At 73.5% G+C, this 20,008-nt stretch carries 17 protein-coding genes; 6 read left to right on the top strand and 11 right to left on the bottom strand.

From position 1 onward, the window contains the following. Positions 1-46: 46 nt before the first annotated feature. The 4 genes from PYR91_RS18275 to pgsA form a co-directional block, all read right to left on the bottom strand. The gene (locus PYR91_RS18275) at positions 47-583 is read right to left on the bottom strand and encodes a hypothetical protein (protein ID WP_279781077.1); all 537 of its coding nucleotides are present in this window, start codon (positions 581-583) and stop codon (positions 47-49) included. 5 nt (positions 584-588) lie between these two features. Beyond that, the gene (locus PYR91_RS18270; RefSeq protein ID WP_279781076.1) at positions 589-1,893 is read right to left on the bottom strand and encodes a glycosyltransferase family 4 protein; all 1,305 of its coding nucleotides are present in this window, start codon (positions 1,891-1,893) and stop codon (positions 589-591) included. Positions 1,894-2,215: 322 nt separating this feature from the next. After that, the gene (locus PYR91_RS18265; RefSeq protein WP_279781075.1) at positions 2,216-3,142 is read right to left on the bottom strand and encodes a phosphatidylinositol mannoside acyltransferase; all 927 of its coding nucleotides are present in this window, start codon (positions 3,140-3,142) and stop codon (positions 2,216-2,218) included. A gap of 60 nt (positions 3,143-3,202) precedes the next feature. Further along, a complete protein-coding gene (gene pgsA / locus PYR91_RS18260) occupies positions 3,203-3,802 on the bottom strand; it encodes a phosphatidylinositol phosphate synthase (RefSeq protein ID WP_279781074.1) in 600 nt (199 codons plus the stop codon). Between the two features lie 296 nt (positions 3,803-4,098). On the opposite strand from pgsA, the gene PYR91_RS18255 reads away from it, so the two are divergent. Next, positions 4,099-6,258 carry an elongation factor G-like protein EF-G2 gene (locus PYR91_RS18255; RefSeq protein ID WP_279781073.1) on the top strand — a complete coding sequence of 720 codons (2,160 nt, stop codon included), beginning with the start codon at positions 4,099-4,101 and terminating at the stop codon, positions 6,256-6,258. Positions 6,259-6,350: 92 nt separating this feature from the next. Here PYR91_RS18255 and PYR91_RS18250 read toward each other — a convergent pair whose 3' ends face one another. Continuing rightward, complete coding sequence (locus PYR91_RS18250; protein ID WP_279781072.1) at positions 6,351-7,292, bottom strand: hypothetical protein; 942 nt, start codon at positions 7,290-7,292, stop codon at positions 6,351-6,353. Next, entirely contained in the window at positions 7,289-7,849 is a 561-nt protein-coding gene (locus PYR91_RS18245; RefSeq protein WP_279781071.1) for an RNA polymerase sigma factor, read from the bottom strand. The genes PYR91_RS18250 and PYR91_RS18245 overlap by 4 nt, the downstream gene beginning before the upstream one ends. 243 nt (positions 7,850-8,092) lie before the next feature. Here PYR91_RS18245 and PYR91_RS18240 point away from each other — a divergent pair, with 243 nt between their 5' ends. Together PYR91_RS18240 and PYR91_RS18235 are read left to right on the top strand one after the other, a co-directional pair. Beyond that, on the top strand, positions 8,093-9,700 hold the full coding sequence (locus tag PYR91_RS18240; RefSeq protein ID WP_279781070.1) for a family 10 glycosylhydrolase: 1,608 nt from the start codon (positions 8,093-8,095) through the stop codon (positions 9,698-9,700). A 108-nt stretch (positions 9,701-9,808) separates the two neighbouring features. After that, positions 9,809-11,926, top strand: coding sequence for a hypothetical protein (locus tag PYR91_RS18235; protein ID WP_279781069.1), 2,118 nt, complete (start codon positions 9,809-9,811; stop codon positions 11,924-11,926). A gap of 2 nt (positions 11,927-11,928) precedes the next feature. Here the strand turns inward: PYR91_RS18235 and PYR91_RS18230 are convergent, their stop codons facing one another. From PYR91_RS18230 to PYR91_RS18220, 3 genes are all read right to left on the bottom strand, one after another. Continuing rightward, the gene (locus tag PYR91_RS18230; RefSeq protein ID WP_279781068.1) at positions 11,929-12,471 is read right to left on the bottom strand and encodes an HIT domain-containing protein; all 543 of its coding nucleotides are present in this window, start codon (positions 12,469-12,471) and stop codon (positions 11,929-11,931) included. A 48-nt stretch (positions 12,472-12,519) separates the two neighbouring features. Next, positions 12,520-14,487: a threonine--tRNA ligase gene (gene thrS / locus PYR91_RS18225; RefSeq protein ID WP_279781067.1), complete on the bottom strand. Its 1,968-nt coding sequence runs from the start codon at positions 14,485-14,487 to the stop codon at positions 12,520-12,522. A 90-nt stretch (positions 14,488-14,577) separates the two neighbouring features. Then, complete coding sequence (locus PYR91_RS18220) at positions 14,578-15,192, bottom strand: glycoside hydrolase family 25 protein (RefSeq protein WP_279781066.1); 615 nt, start codon at positions 15,190-15,192, stop codon at positions 14,578-14,580. A 306-nt stretch (positions 15,193-15,498) separates the two neighbouring features. Between PYR91_RS18220 and PYR91_RS18215 the strand changes: the two genes are divergently transcribed. Next, positions 15,499-16,140: a response regulator transcription factor gene (locus tag PYR91_RS18215; protein ID WP_279781065.1), complete on the top strand. Its 642-nt coding sequence runs from the start codon at positions 15,499-15,501 to the stop codon at positions 16,138-16,140. A gap of 25 nt (positions 16,141-16,165) precedes the next feature. On the opposite strand, the gene PYR91_RS18210 is transcribed toward PYR91_RS18215, so the two are convergent. Together PYR91_RS18210 and PYR91_RS18205 are read right to left on the bottom strand one after the other, a co-directional pair. Further along, on the bottom strand, positions 16,166-17,875 hold the full coding sequence (locus PYR91_RS18210) for a GAF domain-containing protein (RefSeq protein ID WP_279781064.1): 1,710 nt from the start codon (positions 17,873-17,875) through the stop codon (positions 16,166-16,168). A 70-nt stretch (positions 17,876-17,945) separates the two neighbouring features. After that, on the bottom strand, positions 17,946-18,827 hold the full coding sequence (locus PYR91_RS18205) for a universal stress protein (protein ID WP_279781063.1): 882 nt from the start codon (positions 18,825-18,827) through the stop codon (positions 17,946-17,948). A gap of 342 nt (positions 18,828-19,169) precedes the next feature. Between PYR91_RS18205 and PYR91_RS18200 the strand changes: the two genes are divergently transcribed. Together PYR91_RS18200 and PYR91_RS18195 are read left to right on the top strand one after the other, a co-directional pair. Next, positions 19,170-19,613 (top strand): Hsp20/alpha crystallin family protein, encoded by a 444-nt coding sequence (locus PYR91_RS18200; protein ID WP_279781062.1) that lies wholly within the window; start codon positions 19,170-19,172, stop codon positions 19,611-19,613. A gap of 59 nt (positions 19,614-19,672) precedes the next feature. Then, complete coding sequence (locus tag PYR91_RS18195) at positions 19,673-19,999, top strand: MerR family transcriptional regulator (RefSeq protein WP_279781061.1); 327 nt, start codon at positions 19,673-19,675, stop codon at positions 19,997-19,999. Positions 20,000-20,008 lie beyond the last annotated feature (9 nt).

Below are 20,008 nucleotides of genomic sequence, written 5' to 3'. Positions count from 1 at the left end.
CCGGAGAGATGTGAGCGGCGCTTGGCTGACGCGGGGCCGGGGGCGGTCAGGTGTGTTTGGCGAAGGTGGCGGGCTCGTCGTCGTCGATCTCGAAGAACGACGGGTACTCGGTGTGGCCGGCGAGGCGGAGGGTCTTGGCGAGCCATCGGCGCTGGGCGTGGCGGGTCTGGCCGACGGCGTTGTTGTAGAAGCGGCGGGAGTAGATGACCTTGGTCACCGCCGTGTCCAGCTCGGCGATCAGCTCGGGGCCTGCGGGGGTCTCGGCCAGGCGCTCCTTGAAGCGCTCCTGGTCGATCACGGCGCGCAGGGTGCGGGACAGGTCGCTCTCGGCGTGCTCGCGCTCCTCGGGGCCGGCGGTGCGTGCCTCGTGGGTGGCGGCGGCCAGCACGAGGCTGGTGGCGGGGTCGAGGATGCGGGACGCCGCCAGCTCCAGGCAGACGGCCGCCCGCCGCACCAGGGCGGCGTCCAGGGCCTCGCGCGCACTCTCCAGGCGGATGTGCAGGCGGTCGAGACGGCCGGCGCGCCAGGAGACGTAGACGGCGGTGATCACCGCCACGACCGCCAGTACGACGATCGTCGTCACGAGGTTCACCTGGCCTCACCGGGGTGCACGTGGGCGGCCTCCGGTGGCCGGGCTTGCCCGTCGGCCTCGGCGTGTTCAGATGCCCGGCCTGGACGGGCTTGCCCGTCGGGCTCGGCGTGGTCACGTGCGGGGGCCGGGCGGGGCTCGGGTGCGGGGGGCTCGGCGGTGCGGGGGCGGCCCGTCTGCTCCTCCTCGACGACGCCGGCGCCGGTGGCGGTGACGGTCTCGTAGACGCGGACGACGTCGCGGGCGACGGTGGACCAGTCGTACTCGCGGACGGCCAGGCGGGCCTCGTCGGAGAGCTTGGCGCGGCGGGCGGGGTCGTCCAGGAGCGCGGCGGCGCCCTGGGCCAGGGAGGCGGCGTCCCCGGTGGTGAACAGGGCACCCGCCTGGCCCTCGCCCAGCACCTTGCGGAAGGCGGGGATGTCGCTGGCCAGGATGGCGGCCCCGGCGGCCATGGCCTCGGCCAGGACGATGCCGAAGCTCTCGCCGTGGGTGTTGGGCGCGCAGAAGACGTCGACGGAGTGGTAGGCGCGGACCTTGTCGTGCTCGCTCACCATGCCGAGGACGCCGACGCGGTCGCGCAGCGACGCCGGGACCTTGGCCAGCGCGTCGTCGGCGTCGCCCGGGCCGGCCAGCAGCAGGCGCACGCCGGGGCGGTCGGGCGCGAGCCGCGTGAACGCCTCCAGCAGCACGGGCAGGCCCTTGCGGGGCTCGTCCATGCGCCCGAGGAAGCCGATCACGCCGCCGTCGGGGCCCCACCCGGGAAGGGGCTCGCCCTCGGCGTAACGGCTCACGGTGACGCCGTTGGGGATCAGGACGGCGTCGCCGCCGACGTGCTCGACGAGGGTCTTGCGTGCGGCGTCGGAGACGGCGATGCGGCCGGTGATCTTCTCCAGGGCGCTCTGCAGGACCGGCGCCGACACCGACAGGGCGCGTGAGCGCTGGAAGGAGGCGTGGAAGGTGGCGACGATGGGGCCGCGGGCCGCCCAGCAGGCCAGCAGGCCGACCGAGGGCACGGCGGGCTCGTGGACGTGCAGGACGTCGAAGCGGCCCTCGCGCAGCCACTTGCGCACGCGGTTGGCCGACAGGAACCCGAACGCCAGGCGCGCCACCGACCCGTTGTAGGGCACGGGGATCGCTCGGCCGGCGGAGGTCACGTAGTAGGGCAGCGGCGCGTCGTCGGAGGCGGGGGCGATCACCGAGACCTGGTGGCCGTCGGCGATGAGCGCCTCGGCCAGGTCGCGGACGTGGGCCATCACCCCGCCCGGGACGTCCCAGGTGTAGGGGCAGACCATGCCGATCCTCATGGCGCCGCCACCAAGCCTCCGGGCCGGACGGCGGCCCCGGCTAGACGGTCACCCGGCCGTTCGCCCATGGCCGGCGCGGCCGACACGGCTTCCGGCCGGACGACGGGCGTGGCGCGCCCGGCCCCGGCTACACGGTCACCCGGCCGCCCGCCCATGGCCGGCGCGGCTCCCGGTCGGACGGCGGGCGTGGTGGGCGTGGCTCCGGGCACGCCGTTACGCTGCCGGCCGCCCATGGCCGGCGCGGCCGACACGGCTCCCGGCCGGACGGCGGGAGCGGCGGGCCCGGTGTCGGTGACGCGGTCGACCTGCCGAGTGGGCGTGTTCACCCGGCCACCTCGGGGGACGGCGTACGGGGCTCCAGGTCGTCCAGCCACAGGCGCTGGAGCATGTGCCAGTCTTCTGGGTGCTCGGCGATGCCCTCCTGGAAGACGCGCGCCAGGCTCTGGGTCATGGCGGCGACCTTCTCCTGGCGGGTGCCCTCGGCCGGGACGGGGATCTCCTCGTGGATGTGGACGCCCCAGCCGTCGCCCTCGAACCACAGTGTCGCGGGGTGCAGGGCGGCTCCGGTCTGGACGGCCAGCAGGGCGGGGCCGGCGACCATGCGGGTTCTGCCGTCGAAGAAGTCGACCTCGATGCCGCGCTCGGTCAGGTCGCGCTCGGCCGGCAGGCAGACGGCGCGGCCCGCGCGCAGGCGCTGGGCGAGCGTGCCGAAGGCGTGCGCGGTGCCGCCTCCCTTGGAGGTGAGGGGCAGGACCTCCATGCCCAGGCTCTCGCGGAAGCCGACGAAGCGCTCGTACAGCGACTCGGGCTTGAGCCGCTCCATCACGGTGGTGAACGGGTAGCCCCGGTGGACCAGCCACGCGCCCGCCAGGTCCCAGTTGCCCATGTGGGGAAGGGCGAGCACGATGCCGCGGCCGCTGTCGACGGTGTTGAAGATGCGGTCTCCGTGGACGTCGTGCATCTTCGTCAGGATGCGCTCGCGGCCGATGACCGGCAGGCGCAGCGCCTCCATCCAGTACCGGAAGTAGGACCGCATGCCGGCCCGGCTGAGGTCGCGGATCGAGGGGTCCTCGACGTCCTTGCCCGTGACGCGGGCGAGGTTGGACTCCAGCCGCCGCACGGGCTTGCCCCTGCGGCGCCACAGGATGTCGGCGATGAGGCGGAAGGCCCACGCGGCCACGCGTTCCGGCAGCTTGGGAACCAGCACCCAGCCCAGGTGGTAGGCCCAGGCGACGAGCCGATCAGTCATCGGGAGGTTCACCCCACGGTAGGGAAGTAGGCCGAGCCGCCGGCGAGGCGGGTCGTATCTTCATGTTGGCACCGTCTGGCGGTAAACGTGCAAGATCCGCTGGGCGGCGGTGAACGCGCTGACGACGGCGAGGAGCCACAGGCCCGCCGCCAGGGCGTACGGCACGCCGAGGCCGGCGAGCAGGGCCGCCAGCAGCACGACCACCAGCCGTTCTGGCCGCTCGGCCAGGCCGACGTCGCAGTTCAGCCCGAGCCCCTCGGCGCGCGCCTTGGCGTAGGAGACCACGGCGCCGGCGACCAGGCAGAACAGGGCGACGGAGGCGAGCAGCAGATCTCCGGTGGACACGAACCACAGGATCAGGCCGGAGAAGATCGCGGCGTCGCCCACGCGGTCGAGCGTGGAGTCGAGGAAGGCACCCCAGGTGCTCCCCGTGCCGAGCATGCGCGCGAGGACGCCGTCGAGCAGGTCGGCGAAGGCGAACAGGCCGACGACGAGCGTGCCCCAGAAGAGCTCGCCCCGAGGGTAGAACCCCAGCGCCCCCGCGGCCACGCCGAGCGTGCCGATCGCGGTGACGGCGTTGGGGCTGACGCCGCCACGGGCCAGCGCCCGGCCTAGCGGGGTGAGCACGCGGGTGACGGCGGGACGCAGAAGCTTCAACATCGCGGTCCGATCGTAGGCCACCTGGGGCCTGGGGTTCGAATGGAGCCACTGGGACGGCCCGCCGGCGCCAGGGAAACGGAAGAAAGGGAGAAAATCGACAATAGGCCACCAATCAGGCGAATCTACCGTCGAGTGGCTCGGCATTCTTCTGCAAGCACTTTTGCCGGTTCCCTCTTGTGATACGCGCCACAGAGGTTAAGGGTGGATGAACAACCGCGCTCTTCGGGGCGGCGGGCGCGGCGGCGGACGATGCGGTCGCGCGCGGCCGCATCCCACGGCGAGACGCGGGAGGCGACGTGCCGGAAAGAACATCGGGCGGACCATCGGGAGCCGCCGGCAGAGCACCCTCGGCCGACCGGCCGGATGCGGTGCGCAATGTCGTGCTGGTCGGCCATTCCGGATCAGGTAAGACCACGCTCGTCGAGGCCCTGCTGGCCGCGACGGGCACCATCCAGCGTGCCGGGCGCGTGGAGGACGGCACCACGGTGAGCGACTTCGACGAGGTCGAGGTGCGCCAGCAGCGCTCCGTGAACCTGTCGGTCGCTCCGCTCACGCACAACGGCATCAAGATCAACCTGCTCGACACGCCCGGGTACGCCGACTTCGTCGGCGACCTGCGCGCGGGCCTGCGCGCGGCCGACGCCGCCCTGTTCGTGGTCTCGGCCGTGGACGGCGTCGACGGGCTCACCCGGATCATCTGGGAGGAGTGCGGCCTGGTCGGCATGCCCAGGGCCGTCGTGATCACCAAGATCGACCACCAGCGCGCCGACTTCGACGACGTCGTCGCCACCTGCCAGGGCGTCTTCGGCGACGGCGTGGCCCCGCTCTACCTGCCCGTGGTGACCGACGGGCACGTCAACGGCCTCATCGGCCTGCTGTCGCAGAAGTTCTACAACTACGCCACCGGCACCCGCACCGAGAAGGCGCCCGGCGCCGGCTACCAGGACCAGATCGACACCTACCGCGGCTCGCTCATCGAGGGGATCATCCAGGAGAGCGAGGACGAGTCCCTCATGGACCGCTACCTCTCCGGGGAGGAGATCGACGACAAGGCCCTGATCGAGGACCTCGAGAAGGCCGTGGCCCGCGGCGGCTTCTACCCCGTCCTGGCGACCTGCGCCGCTCCCGGCTCCGGCCCGATCGTCGGCATGGAGGAGCTCCTGGAGGTGATCACCCAGGGCTTCCCGTCGCCGATGGAGCACTCCATGCCCGAGATCACCACCATCGACGGCAAGCCGGCGCCCGCGATCACCTGCGACCCCGACGGCCCGCTGGTCGCCGAGGTCGTCAAGACCACCAGCGATCCCTACGTCGGCCGCATCAGCCTGGTGCGCGTCTTCTCCGGCACCTTGCGCCCCGACATGGTGGTCCACGTCTCCGGGCACGGCCTCGGCGACCGCGGCCACGAGGACCACGACCTGGACGAGCGCATCGGCGCGCTGTCCTCGCCGCTGGGCAAGCACCAGCGGACGATCGCCAAGTGCGTCGCCGGCGACATCTGCGCCGTGGCCAAGCTCGGCCGGGCCGAGACCGGCGACACCCTGTCCGACAAGGACCGGCCGCTGCTGGTCACCTCCTGGACGATGCCCGAGCCGCTGCTGCCGGTCGCCGTCCGCGCCAAGTCCAAGGCCGACGAGGACAAGCTGTCCCAGGCGCTCGGGCGCCTGGTCGCCGAGGACCCGACGCTGCGCCTGGAGAACAACCCCGAGACCCACCAGCTCGTGCTCTGGTGCATGGGCGAGGCGCACGCCGACGTGCTGCTGGACCACCTGACCCGGCGGCACGGCGTCGAGGTGGAGCGCGTCGAGCTTCGGGTGCCGCTGCGCGAGACGTTCGGCGGCAAGACCCGGGGCATGGGACGCAACGTCAAGCAGACCGGCGGGCACGGGCAGTACGCCGTCTGCCACGTGGAGGTCGAGCCGCTGCCGTCGGGCGGCGGGTTCGAGTTCGTCGACAAGATCGTCGGCGGCGTGGTGCCGCGCCAGTTCATCCCCTCGGTCGAGAAGGGCGTGCGCGCCCAGATGGACCGGGGCGTGCTGGCCGGGTACCCGATGGTCGACGTCCGGGTGACGCTGTACGACGGCAAGGCCCACTCGGTCGACTCCTCCGACATGGCCTTCCAGATCGCCGGGCAGCTCGCGCTGAAGGACGCGGCGGCCAAGGTGCAGGCGCTCCTGCTCGAACCCGTCGACGAGGTCTCGGTGCTGGTGGAGGACGAGCACGTCGGCGGCGTGATGTCCGACCTGTCCTCGCGGCGCGGGCGCGTCCTCGGCACCGAGCCGGTCGGCACCGGACGCACGCTGGTCAAGGCCGAGGTGCCGCAGCTGGAGATCACCCGGTACGCCATCGACCTGCGGTCGCTCTCGCACGGCACGGGCAGCTTCCACCGGAGCTTCCTGCGCTACGAGCCGCTCCCCTCCCACCTGGCCGAGAAGATGAGAACCGCCTCCGACTAGCCCTCTCGCGGCCACGGGCCCCCGGCGGAGCCGCGCCGGGGAGCCCGTCCGCCCCGAGGCGGCCGGGCTCCCGCAGGGACGCGGCGGGCGCGTCACGAGCCGGGCGGCGGCGCGCTCCCGTTGTGGAACGGGTTCCGCTTCAGCCGGTCGGGCGTGACCAGCAGGCGGATCACGCCCGCCTTGACCTGCCAGGCGTTCCACACCGTCCAACCGGCGCCGACCCGTCCGGCGGGAAGCGGCTCGAAGGACAGGCCGCCGCCGGCCGGGTCGGTCCTCACGAGGCTGAACACCGTGGTGAGGCCGCGCCTGCGCGCCTCGGCCGCGATCTCGGCCACCGGGCGGCCGTCCCCGAGCCGGACCCCGGCGAACATCTCGCCCGGCGCCATGGCCCGGTCGAAGTCGGCGTACTCCTCCCCCGCCCGGGCGGGCCGCCCGAGCCGGACGTCCACCGTGCCGGTGAACTCCGCCGGGATGCGCATCACCATCACGCAGCCGTCGTCGCGGCCCGGCCGGCATCCGGGCGGGCTCGTGTCCATCGTCAGCGCGAGGCCACCGATCCGCGGGCCGGCCGGCTCCACCGGCCCGGGGTCGGGGGCCCCGCGCATGGTGATCATCCGGCCGAGGATCGTGCCGGCGGCGCCCGGCGAGACGGGCACCGGGCGGAGCCGGATGTCCAGGCCGACCGCCTGGAAGGCCTCGGTGTACTTCCGGTGGTCGGCGAACGGGTCGGTGATCCGGGCGACGTAGCGCCCGCCCTCCAGGCTGATGTCCAGCGCGGAGTTCGCGTAGCTCGTGGCGCCGCCGCCGCGCAGCACCCCGGGCCCGAACGCCACGGCGGCGACGAGCGTGCCGGCGATCGCCGTCCCCACCGCCACGCGCGCCCCCCAGGCCCGCCGCCGGAGCGCCGGGGCCTCGCCCGGGCCGGACACGATGGAGTCGAGCAGTGCCCGCGCCCCCGTGGCGGACGCCTGACCGGCCAGTTCACGATCGTGGACGCGGGCCAGCCGGCCCACCAGCTCTTCGGTGCCGCTCACAACGACCTCCCCGTCTGTACCTGAGCGCTCCGGCTCACCGGCATGTACTCGACCCCGGCCGCCGCCAGCGCGCGCGAGAAACGCCTCCGGGCGCGGTGCAGCCGGATGCGTACGGCGTTGCGCGACCCGCCGAGGACGCGGGCGATCTCGCCGGCGTCCAGCCCTTCCCAGGCGACCAGCGCCAGCAGCTCCCGGTCGTCATCGGGCAGCTCGCGGAACACCCGGCCGATGGCGCCCATCTCCAGGTTCTCCTCGGCCGGGAAGGGCCGGGCGTACAGCTGGGCGAGCTCCTCGGTCAGCTCGGCGCGACGGGCGTGGTGGCGCGTCTGGCGGCGGCGGTGGTTGGCGAGGACGTTCCGCGCCACGCCGTACAGCCAGAGCCTCGCCTCCTCACCGGGCGGCAGGTCGGCCACGCGGCGCCACGCGATCTCGAACGTCTCGGCCACCACGTCCGCCGCGTCCTCGGGTGAGTCGCAGCGGCGCATGGCGTAGCCGAGGATCCGTTCGTAGCCGGCTAGGTAGACGGCTTCGTACCGGTCTCTGCGGGTGTCATCCACGGGCGGTTCCCATGGGCGGCCTCCTGTCGTGGGCGGGTTCGTCCCTCCGTTCATGTCGGCAGGCGGCGAATCATTTCGATTTGCCCGGCAATCGCCATAGATCGAGTGATTCTCATCGGCCCAGATCAGCGAGGGGTACCCGATCCCACCCGGCACGGCAGCCCCAAAAGTCACAGGAGTATCACGATACCGTTTCTTTTATTCGGCCTTACCACCCCTTTGCCGATGCCAGACTGAGGTCCCATGCGAAACGGACACCGGCCCTTGCTCGCCGCCGCCACCGTCGCCGTGGCCACCGCAGGCGTCGCCTACGTCTTCGGTCCCGGGCCCGCCCCGGCGGACACCGCCGCCGGACGAGCGGCCGACCGGACGGCCGACCAGGCCTCCGAGGGGGCGCGGAGCGCCGCGGGCGCCGCGGCCTGCGAGGTGGACGCCGCCTATCCCAAACGGCAGCTCCGGGGCGTGTGGATCGCCACCGTGCGCAACATCGACTGGCCCGCCAAGCCCGGCCTGTCACCCGCCCGCCAGCAGGCCGACTACGTCCGCATCCTCGACGACGCGGTCAAGCGCAGGCTCAACGCGGTGTTCGTCCAGGTGCGCCCCGCCTCGGACGCCTTCTACAAGTCCCCCCACGAGCCCTGGTCGCAGTGGCTCACCGGCACCGCCGGCCGCGACCCGGGCTGGGACCCGCTGCCCTTCCTCATCGCCGAGGCCCACCGGCGGGGGCTGGAGTTCCACGCGTGGTTCAACCCGTACCGCGCGGGGGACGGCGGCGACCCGGCGAAGCTGCCCGCCACGCACCCCGCGCGCCGCAACCCCTCGTGGGTCGTCAGGCACGAGGGCAAGCTGTACTACAACCCCGGCCTGCCGCAGGTGCGCGCGCACACCGTCAAGGTGATCCAGGACGTCGTGCAGCGGTACGACGTCGACGGCGTCCACTTCGACGACTACTTCTACCCGTATCCCGGCAAGGGCACGAAGTTCGCCGACAAGAGCGCCTTTACAAAGTACGGTAAGGGCAAGTCCCTGGCCGCCTGGCGCCGCGCCAACGTCAACACGCTGGTCGCCGAGGTCGGCCAGGCCGTGCACGCGGCCAAGCCGCACGTGAAGTTCGGCATCAGCCCGTTCGGCATCTGGCGCAACTCCTCCAACGACCCGACGGGCTCGGCCACCAAGGGCCTGTCGGCCTACGACTCCATCTACTCCGACGCCCGGGCGTGGATCAAGGCCAGGTCCGTCGACTACGTCATGCCGCAGCTCTACTGGCCGCGCGGCTTCGCCGCCGCCGACTACGCCAAGCTCGTCCCCTGGTGGGCGCGCGAGGTGCGCTCCACCGGCGTCCACCTGTACGTCGGCCAGGCGCTGTACCGGGTGGGCACCCGCGACACCCCGGCGTGGACCAAGGCCGGCGAGCTGCCCGCCCACCTGACGCTCAACCGCAAGCACCCCGAGGTCGCGGGCGACGTCTACTTCAGCGCGGCCCACCTGGCCAAGAACCCGCTGGGCGTGCTCGACCGCCTGGTCAAGGACCACTACACCCGCCCGGCGCTGCTCCCGCTGATGCCACAGCGGGGCGGCACGGCGCCGGCCGTGCCCGCCGGTCTGCGCCGGTCGGGCGAGTCGCTGCTGTGGAAGGCCTCCCCCGGGGCCCGCGCGTACGCGGTCTACCGGGTGGCGAACGGCAAGGCCGACGCGTGCGCCACCGCCGACGCCCGCAACCTCGTCGCCGTCGTGCCGGCCACCGGGACGGCCGAGCAGGCCCATCCGGCCGCCGACGGCGGCGCCTACCTGGTGACCGCCGTCGACCGCCTGGGCAACGAGAGCGCCCCCGCGGCCGCCCCGCTCACCTGAGGCCGCGCGGGCTCGTTCGCGCGACGTTCAGCCCGAATCCCTGGACCGCGAGGCCGGTTTCCCGTACGGTGCCAGGGATTTGCCGGTGGACGTCATGGGAGGTCAGTGGTGAGGCGGACGCTGGGCGCGTTGGCCGTGATCCTGTTGGGGCTGATCATGGCCCCCGCCGCGAGCGCGGACGCGGAGGATCCCCGGCGGGTGGCCCTCATCGGCGTCCCGGGGCTTCGCTGGCACGATCTGACCGCGGCCGCAACCCCCAACCTGTGGCGGCTGGCGGGCCAGAGCGCGCTCGGCTCGCTGTCGGTGCGCACGGTCGGCAGGACGACCTGCCCCTACGACGGCTGGCTGACGGTCTCGGCCGGGGTCAGGTCGTCGGTCGGGTCGCGCTGCGGGCCGCCGCCGAGGTTCGAGACGCCGGGCCCGGGCGCCCTCATCCCCGACTTCAACTGGCTGTGGACCGTCCGCGACGCCGAGCACGCCGGCACGCTCGGCGAGGCCGCGCACGCGGCCGGGCAGTGCACCACGGCGGTGGGCCCGGGCGCGGTGCTGGCGCTCGCCGACCGGTCCGGGCGCGTCGACCGGTACGCGCCCACGCCCGCCGAGCTCACCGACTGGTCGGCGTGCCGCCTGATCGCCGTCGACGTCGACGACCTCGTGCGCCCCTACCTCGACGGGGAGGTGCTGTCGGGCGTCCCGGAGAAGCTCTCCCCCGCCGCCCGCGCCGCCGCGCTGCGGGCCGCCGACGCCGAGGCCGGCGCCGTGCTGGGCATGCTGCCGCCCGGCACCGACGTGCTGCTCGCGGGCCTGGCCGACCACGGATCCGAGCCGCACCTGCGGGCCGCGATGTGGCGGGCGGCGGGCACCGGCGGGCGATTCCTGGGCGCCGCCTCCACCCACCGCGGCGACATGGTGATCGTGCCCGACCTCACCGCCACCATGCTGCGCACGGCCGGCGTCGAGGTGCCGCACACGGTCATCGGCGTGCCCTGGAGCGCCGGCGAGCCGGCAGGCGCCGACGAGGCCGCCGCCGCGCTGCGCCACGCCGACGTGGCCGGGCAGACGATCCGGCAGCTGGGCGGTGGGTTCTTCACCACCCTGGCGGTGCTGCAGGTGCTGTTCTACGGGCTCACCTTCCTGCTGCTGCGCCGCCGCCGGGGCCTCGGCGGCGTCCGGGTCGCCGCGCTGGCCCTGGCGTCGCTGCCGGTCTCCACCTACCTGGTCAACCTGCTGCCCTGGGAGCGCGCCTCCGCGCCCGCGACGGCGCTGGTCGCCGGCGTGCTGGGCTGCGCGGCGGCGCTCACGACCGCCGCGCTCGCCCTGCCGGGGCTGTGGGCGCGGCTGCGGGGCCGTCCCGGCTCGGGAGACGTCCTCGGACCGGCCGCGATCGTGGCGGGCGTCACGGCCGCCACGCTGCTCGGCGACCTGCTGACCGGCACCACGCTGCAGCTCGACAGCCTCATGGGCTACACCGGCGTCGTGGGGGCCCGCTACTACGGGCTGGGCAACATCCCGTTCGCCCTGATGGCCACCGCCGTGCTCCTGGTCGCCACGATCATGGCCGACGGGCTGGTGCGCAACGGCCGCCGCCGGGCCGCCGTCGCGCTGGTGGCGTCGCTCGGCGCGTTCGCGGTCGTGCTGGACGGCTGGCCGGGGGTCGGCAGCGACTTCGGCGGCGTGATCGCCTTCGTCCCCGGCATCGCGGTGACGGCGCTGCTGGTCGCCGGCAGCCGGGTGTCGATCTTCAAGCTGGGGGCCTTCTGCGTGGCGGGCGGCGTCCTGGTGATGGGCATCGCCTACCTCGACTACCTGCGCCCGCCCGGCTCACGCACCCACCTGGGGCGCTTCGCCGGCCAGGTGGCCGACGGCACCTTCCTGCCGGTGATCCTCAGGAAGCTGGAGGCCATGCTCAGCACCCTGCTGTCGCCCAACCTCATGCCGATCGTGATCGCCGCCGCGGCGTTCCTGGTCTTCGCGGTGTTCCGCCCGGGCGCGGCCACCGCCGGCCTGCTCCCCGCGGTGTTCGAGCGCGCGCCCATGCTGCGGGCCGGCCTGGTGGGCGCCCTGGTGAGCGGCGTGGTCGGCATGCTGGTCAACGACTCGGGCGCCGCCGTTCTGTCGATGGCGCTGGCCCTGGCGGTGCCGCTGCTGCTGTCGGCGGGGGTTCGCACGCTGGAGCCGGGCACCGCGCCGGAGCCCGCGCCCGTGCTGCGCCCCGTGACGACCTGACCTCAGGCCGGCCAGGAGCCGGCCAGCAGGTCGCGGGTCTCCTGCAGGAGCTGCGGCAGCACCTTTGTGTGGCCGACCACCGGCATGAAGTTGGTGTCGCCGCCCCAGCGGGGCACCACGTGCTGGTGCAGGTGCCCCGCGATGCCGGCGCCCGCCACGTGGCCGAGGTTCATGCCGACGTTGAACCCCTGCGCGCCGCTCGCCTTGCGCAGGGACAGCAACGCCCGCTTGGTGAAGGCGGCCAGCTCGGCGGTCTCGTCGTCGTCGAGGTCGGCGTAGTCGGCCACGTGCCGGTACGGGCAGACCATCAGGTGCCCGGAGTTGTAGGGGTACAGGTTGAGCACGGCGTACACACGCGAGCCGCGGGCGACGACGAGCCCCTCCTGGTCGCTCATCTCGGGGATCACGCAGAACGGGCAGCCGTCCCCCGGCCCGGTGCCGGTGGGCTTGTTCTCCCCCTTGATGTAGGCCATCCGGTGGGGCGTCCACAGACGCTGGAAGTTGTCGGGCTCTCCGGCACCGGACTGCTCAATCGGCTCCTGCATGCCATGCAGCATAAGACGAGAGCGCCCGGCTCGCGCCGGGCGGTCGCGTCACACCTGTGCGCGGCGCTCCACGGCGTCGACGATCTCGGCGATCGCCTCCTCCACCGGGACGCCGTTCTTCTGCTCGCCGTCGCGGTAGCGGAACGAGACGGCGCCCTTGGCGACGTCGTCGTCGCCCGCGAGGAGCATGAAGGGCACCTTGGACTTCTGCGCGTTGCGGATCTTCTTCTGCATGCGGTCGGCCGAGCCGTCGACCTCCACCCGGATGCCCTTGGCGCGCAGCCTCTCGGCGATCTCGGCCAGGTAGGGCGCGTGGGTGTCGGAGATGGGGATGCCGGTCACCTGCACGGGCGCGAGCCAGGGCGGGAACGCCCCGGCGTAGTGCTCGACCAGGACGCCGAAGAACCGCTCGATCGAGCCGAACAGCGCGCGGTGGATCATGACGGGCCGCTGCCGGGACCCGTCGGCGCCCTGGAACTCCAGCTCGAAGCGCTCGGGGAGGTTCAGGTCGACCTGGATGGTGGACATCTGCCAGGTGCGGCCGATGGCGTCCTTGGCCTGCACGGAGATCTTCGGCCCGTAGAAGGCGGCGCCGCCCTCGTCGAGCACGAGGTCGAGGCTCTCGGCCCCGGCCGCGGCCCGCAGCGCCTCGGTGGCCTCGGCCCAGACCTCGTCGGTGCCGATGGACTTCTCGGGGTCGCGGGTGGACAGCTCCAGGTAGAAGTCGTCCAGGCCGTAGTCGCGCAGCAGGCCGAGCACGAACCGCAGCAGGCTCTTGAGCTCGTCCTGCATCTGGTCGCGGGTGCAGTAGATGTGCGCGTCGTCCTGGGTCATGCCCCGCACGCGGGTGAGGCCGTGCACCACGCCGGACTTCTCGTAGCGGTAGACGGTGCCGAACTCGAACAGGCGCAGCGGCAGCTCGCGGTAGGACCGCCCCCGCGACCTGAAGACCAGGTTGTGCATGGGGCAGTTCATGGGCTTGAGGTAGTAGCGCGCGCCCTCGAGCTCCATGGGGGGGAACATGCCGTCGGCGTACCAGTCGAGGTGGCCGGAGGTCTGGTAGAGGTGCTCCTTGGTGATGTGCGGGGTGTTCACGAAGGAGTAGCCGGCCTCCTCGTGCCTGCGCCGCGAGTAGTCCTCCATGACGCGGCGGACGACGCCGCCCTTGGGGTGGAACACCGCCAGGCCCGAGCCCAGCTCGGTCGGGAAGGAGAACAGGTCGAGCTCGGCGCCGAGCTTGCGGTGGTCGCGCTTCTCGGCCTCCTCCAGCATGCGCAGGTAGTCGTCCTGCTTCTCGCGGGACTCCCAGGCGGTGCCGTAGATGCGCTGGAGCTGGGGGTTCTTCTCGCTGCCCCGCCAGTAGGCGCCGCCCGAGCGCATGAGCTTGAACGCGGGGATGGCCCGGGTGGTGGGCACGTGCGGGCCGCGGCACAGGTCTTTCCAGCACAGGGCGCCGGTCTTGGGGTCGAGGTTGTCGTAGATGGTGAGCTGGTCGCCGCCCACCTCGACGCTCTCCTCGTCGGCGGCGCCGCCCTTGAGCCCGATGAGCTCCAGCTTGTACGGCTCGGCGGCGAGCTCCTCGCGCGCGGCCTCGTCGGAGACGGCGCGGCGCGCGAACAGCTGGCCCTGCTTGACGATCTCGCGCATGCGCTTCTCGACGCGCTTGAGGTCGTCGGGGGTGAACGGCGACTCGACGTCGAAGTCGTAGTAGAAGCCGTTCTCGACGGGCGGCCCGATGCCCAGCCGCGCGCCGGGGAAGAGCTCCTGGACGGCCTGGGCCATCACGTGCGCGGTGGAGTGGCGCAGGATCGCCCGCCCCTCCTCGGAGGCGGCGGTGACCGGCTCGACGACGTCGCCGTCGGCGACGGCGGTGGCGAGGTCGCGCGGCTCGCCGTTGACCCGGGCGGCGACGACGGTGCGGCCGTCGGCCTCCAGCGCCTCCCCGGCCGTCGTCCCCTGCGCGACCGCACGCTCGGCTCCGGCGAGGGTGACGCGTATTTCAGGGGCGGCGGACACGGTTGCTCCAGGGGCTCGGCGGGCGTTCGCTTATCGTGCCGATGTTACCGCCGATCCGCCCGGCGATGACGCCGGCGACCGCCCGGCGCCCTACGCCTTGCGCCGGAGCTGCTGGGGCTGGTAGCCGAGCGCGGTGAGCTGGGCGCGGGTGCCGCGGAAGACGTTGCGGTCGGTGGAGCCGTGGCCGTACTGGTGGATGGTCCACCTGTTCCAGGGCGGCGGCACGACCGGGTGCCCCTTGGGGTGGCTGGGGGCGGCGATCCACAGGGGGTAGTCGCCCAGGCCCTGGCAGTACCCGCGTCTGGCGAAGGCCAGGAAGGTGTAGATCAGCGGGGTGACGCCGGTCAGGCGGCTCACCACGTGGCACCAGCGCCTGGCGAACGCGGCCACCTCCCGGGGCGGCAGGTGGCCCGAGCGCTCCAGGTCGAGGGCGATCAGGTCGCCCCGGTGCAGGCCGCCCGCCGCGTCGAGCACGTCGAGGAAGTGGCGCACCTGGTCGTCGGGGTCGCCCCTGGGGTGCGCGAAGTGGTAGGCCCCGCAGACCAGCCAGTTCTCCCGCATGCCGACCCAGTTGCGGGCGAACCACTTGTCGGTGAAGCCGGTTCCCTCACTGGCCTTGGCGAAGGCGAAGTCGACACCGCCGTCGGCGTGCTCCGCCCAGTCGACGGTTCCCTGCCAGTTGGACACATCTACCCCGTGCAGCATGAAGCCTTCAACTCTCCCCGTCGCCTCGCCCCCGGGGGATTTTAGTGAGCCCGCCCCCCTCGGGCCGCCCGGACACGCCCGGACCTGACGATCGGGCCCTGCCTGGCCCGCGCCACCGGGGCACCGCCCGCACCCGCGAAATTTTGGGCATTCACCACCTTCACCCCCTGGTACCGCCGCCCCGTCACGGCGTCAGATGGAGGGGGAAGCCTAGGAGGTCGACATGGCCGTGCCGACGCGCCGCCGGCCGGCGCACGCGAGCCCTCCGGCGCGCTCCCGGGCGCGCCGAGGCCCGGGGCCGCCGAGGTGATCCGGGTCTTCCTGCTGGACGACCACGAGATCGTGCGGCGCGGGGTGGCCTCGCTGCTGGAGGCCGAGGGCGACATCGAGATCGCCGGCGAGGCCGGGACCGCCGGGCAGGCGCTGGCCCGCATCCCCGCGCTCAAGCCCGACGTCGCCGTCCTGGACGTGCGCCTGCCCGACGGCGACGGGGTCGAGGTGTGCCGCGAGGTGCTGTCGCGCACCCCGGGGCTGTCGTGCCTGATGCTCACGTCCTTCGCCGACGACGACGCGCTGTTCGGCGCGGTCATGGCGGGGGCCGCCGGCTACGTGCTCAAGCAGATCCACGGCTCCGACCTGGTGGGCGCCGTGCGGACGGCCGCCGGCGGGCGGTGCCTGCTCGACCCGGCCACCACCGCCTCCCTGCTCCGGCGGCTGCGCGACCAGGCGGCCAGGCGCGATCCGCTGGCCGTGCTGACCGGGCAGGAGCGGCACATCCTGGAGCTGATCGGGGAGGGGCTGACCAACCGGCAGATCGGCGAGCGCCTGTTCCTGGCAGAGAAGACCGTGAAGAACTACGTGTCCAACCTGCTGGCCAAGCTCGACATGCGGCGCCGCACGCAGGCCGCGGCCCTGGCCGCGCGGCTCGGGGCCGTCCACCGGCCCTGACGGGGGCCCCGCGCCGCCTACCGGCTCACCCTCCGAGCGGGACCCGCCAGTGGACGCACGTGCCGCCGCCCTCGCGCCCGGACGCCGTGAACGCGCCGCCGAGGCGGTCGGCGCGGTCCTGGAGGTTGCGCAGGCCGCTGCGCCGCGCGCCCGGGGGCAGCCCGACGCCGTCGTCCCGGACGGTCAGGCACAGCCAGCCGTCCGCCACCTCGACCGTGACGTCGGCCCTGGAGGCCCTGGCGTGCCGCACCACGTTGGACAGCGCCTCGCGCAGCACGGCGAGCAGGTGGCCGGCGAGCGCGGGCGGGACGCCGCTGTCCAGCGGCCCGTCCATGCGCAGGCCGGGCATGAAGCCGAGGTGGCCGCGCGAGCCCTCCACCAGCTCGGCGACCAGGCCGCGCAGGCTTGGGTCCCCGGCGTCCCGGGGCGCCTGGAGGGCGAAGATGGTGGAGCGGATCTGGCGTATGGTGCCGTCCAGCTCGTCGATCGCGTGCCTGACGCGGGAGGACGCCTCGGGCCGCTCGACCAGGCGCTCGGCGCTCATGAGCGTCATGGCGGCCGCGAACAGCCGCTGGATGACCACGTCGTGCAGGTCCTTGGCGATGCGGTCGCGGTCCTCCAGCAGGCCGAGCCGCTCGGCGTCCCTGCGGGCCTCGGCCAGCTCCAGCGCGACGGAGGCCTGCCCGGCGAACGAGTGCAGCACGCGCACCTGCGACTGGCTGAAGGGGGTGCGCCCCGACCGCTTGCACAGGGCCAGCACGCCGCGCACCGCGTCGGCGGCCCCGAGCGGGACCGCCAGGGCGGGGCCGACCGGCACCTCGCCGGCGACCGCGGCCAGCGCCTCGGTCTCGGGCAGACCGGTGACCACGACCGGCAGCCCTTCAGCGAAGGCCCGGCCGGGCAGCGACCCGGCCGCCGCCTCCACCGCCTTCTCGCCGTCGGAGATGATCCCGTCGGCGCCGTGCGCGATGACGACACGCAGCTTGTCGCCGTCCAGGGTGGGCAGCAGCACGGCGGCCACGTCGGCGTCGCCCATCTCGCGAGCCCGGCGGGCCAGCAGGGCGAGCACCTCCTGGGAGCCGGCGCCCGACAGCAGACTGGTGGTGACCTCCGAGGACGCCTGGAGCCACGCCTCGCGCCTGCGGCTCTCCTCGTACAGGCGGGCGTTCTCGATCGCGACGCCCGCGGCGGTGGCGAGGGCGACGACGATGGCCTCGTCCTCCTCCTCGAAGTCGCCGCCGCCGCGCTTCTCGGTGAGGTAGAGGTTGCCGAAGACCTCGTCGCGCACCCTGATGGGGACGCCGAGGAAGGAGCCCATGGGCGGGTGTCCCGGCGGGAAGCCGTAGGACTCCCGGTGGTCGGTGATGCGGTGCAGGCGCAGCGTCTTGGGCTCCTTGATGAGCAGGCCGAGCAGGCCGAGCCCGTGGGGCCAGTGCTCGATGGCGGCGATCTCCTGCTCGCTCAGCCCGACGGGCACGAACTGGATCAGCGTGTCGCCCTCGCCGATGAGCCCGAGCGCGCCGTAGGAGGCGTCCACCAGGGTGGTGGCGGTCTCGACGATGCGGCGCAGCATCGTCTCCAGGTCGAGGCAGCCGCCCACCGCGACGACGGCCTCGAGCAGCGCCCGGATCCGGTCGCGGGTCGCCAGCACGGTCTCCAGCCGGATCCGCAGCTCGGACAGCAGCTCGTCCAGGCGCATGTGCGGCATGAGCGAGCGCGGTTCGACATCCGCCATACAAGGAGTGTCCCACCGCACAACCGGGACGAACCCGTACATAACGGATTAATGCCACATTCGGTAATTATTAGGTGGATGGCCCTCCATCGGGGGTGCGCCGGGGCCGGACGACGGCGACCGGCGAGCGGGCGTGCCGCAGCACCCCCTGGCCCACCGGGCCGAGCACGGGCGGGCCCGAGTCGAGCGCCCGCGAACCGACCACGACCAGGTCCGCCGTCCGCGAGGCGTCCGCCAGGGCCGAGACCGGGTGGCCCCGGACCGTCCGGGCCGCCACCGGCACGTCGGGGTGGCGCTCCTGCCAGGACAGCAGGCGATCGCGCACCCCCCGGGACACCTGGGCCAGGGCCTGCTGCGCTCCCCCGGCGTAGGCGGCGGCGAAGGGCGGGAACGGCGGCACCGGCCAGGCGTGGACGGCGCGCAGCAGCGCCCCGCGCAGCCCCGCCTCCCGCATGCCGAACTCCATGGCGGCGTCGGCCGTCTCGGAGCCGTCGTAGCCGACGACCACCTCGCCGTGACAGGTGGAGGCCGGGCCGCGCACGACCACCACGGGCGCGGCGGCGTGCCCGGCGACCGACCTGCCGACCGAGCCGAGCACCAGGCCCGCGATGCCGCCGAGCCCCCTGCTGCCGAGGATCAGCTCGTCGGCGTCCTCGGCCTCGGTGGTGAGCCTCTCGGCCACGGCGCCGGTGACCAGCGCGGCGCTGACCTCCACCCCCGGCGCGTTGCCGTGCACCCACGCCACGGCGGCGGCCAGCGCGTCGTGCCAGTACGAGGGCACCGAGTCCTCGGAGTCCGGCGCCGCCTTCAGCGGGAAGTCGTACGTCCACGGCTCCCGCACGTGCACGATCCTCAGCCGGGCCCCCCGGCGCCCGGCGTCGTCGGCGGCCCAGGCCACCGCGGCCGCCGCCGAGGGGGAGCCGTCGACGCCGACGACGACCCGCCCGGTCATCGCGCGCCCCCGCGCGGCGGCGGGGCCGGAGCGCCGGCCAGGCCCGCTCCCCCGCCGTCCCCGGCCGGTGGGACCCGGCCGCCCGATCCCCGCGCGAAGTTCCCGAGCGTCATCGTCGATCGCCTCCTCGCTCCCCGCCTCCAGCATCCCTCCCGGCGCGCCAGGCCGTCAGCGCCGAAGGTCCCCGCCGGGGAGGGACCTTCGGCCGGCCCGTCACGCCCGGACCGCCACGCCGAGGGAACCTCGGTTTCCGCCAAGGGGTTGCATCCAGGCGCAGAGCGAGCTAACCTACAACTGAACTTAGAGATTTCCTCACCACCGAGCAGCAAGGAGGTTCCCCAAATGCTGTTGACGTCGGTCGATCCCTTTGTCCAGGAGTTCGAGCGCCAGTTCGACCGCCTGACCCGCAGGGCCCTCAGCGGCGGCGAGGGAGGCGCGAGCGCGGTCATGCCGCTGGACGGAATCCGCCGCAAGGACGACGTCGTGCTCCGCTTCGACCTGCCGGGCGCCGACCCCGACTCGATCGAGGTCACGGTCGACCGCGGCGTGCTGTCGGTCAGCGCCCGCCGCGAGGAGGAGTTCGGCGAGGACGACCGGGTGTTCGTCCGCGAGCGTGTCATGGGCGCCTTCACCCGGCGCGTCTACCTGTCCGAGCACCTCGACAGCGAGCACGTCGACGCGGCCTACCACAACGGGGTGCTACAGCTACGCATCCCGGTGCTGGAGAAGGCCCGCCCCCGCAAGGTCGAGATCCAGCGTGGCGACACCAGGGCGATCCGCGCCTGACGCACGCCACGGGCCGGCGCCGCCTGACGCGGCGCCGGCCCGTCCGTTTGGAGGCACACATGGCCCGACTGCCCATCGACGACCACCTCGCCCCGCTGTACTCCCTGGGCCAGGTCGCCGACATGCTCCGGGTGCAGCAGGCCTTCCTGCGCCGCCTGGACGAGTTCGAGGTGGTCCGCCCGCACCGGTCCGCCGGAGGCCAGCGCCGCTACTCCCGCGACGACATCACGCGCGTGCAGTACGTCGTCGAACTGTCCGACGAGGGCATGACGCTGATCGCCATCCGCCGCATCCTGGAGCTGGAACGGCAGGTCGAAGCGCTCACCAGGGAGCTGGAGGCGACACGGCGCCTCCTGCCCCCCGGCGGCCCGCGACCGCCGGGCTGACCGCCGCGC

The organism is Sphaerisporangium sp. TRM90804 (assembly GCF_029846175.1).
Taxonomy (GTDB): domain Bacteria; phylum Actinomycetota; class Actinomycetes; order Streptosporangiales; family Streptosporangiaceae; genus Sphaerisporangium.
This window is presented reverse-complemented; position numbering and strand designations above follow the sequence as displayed.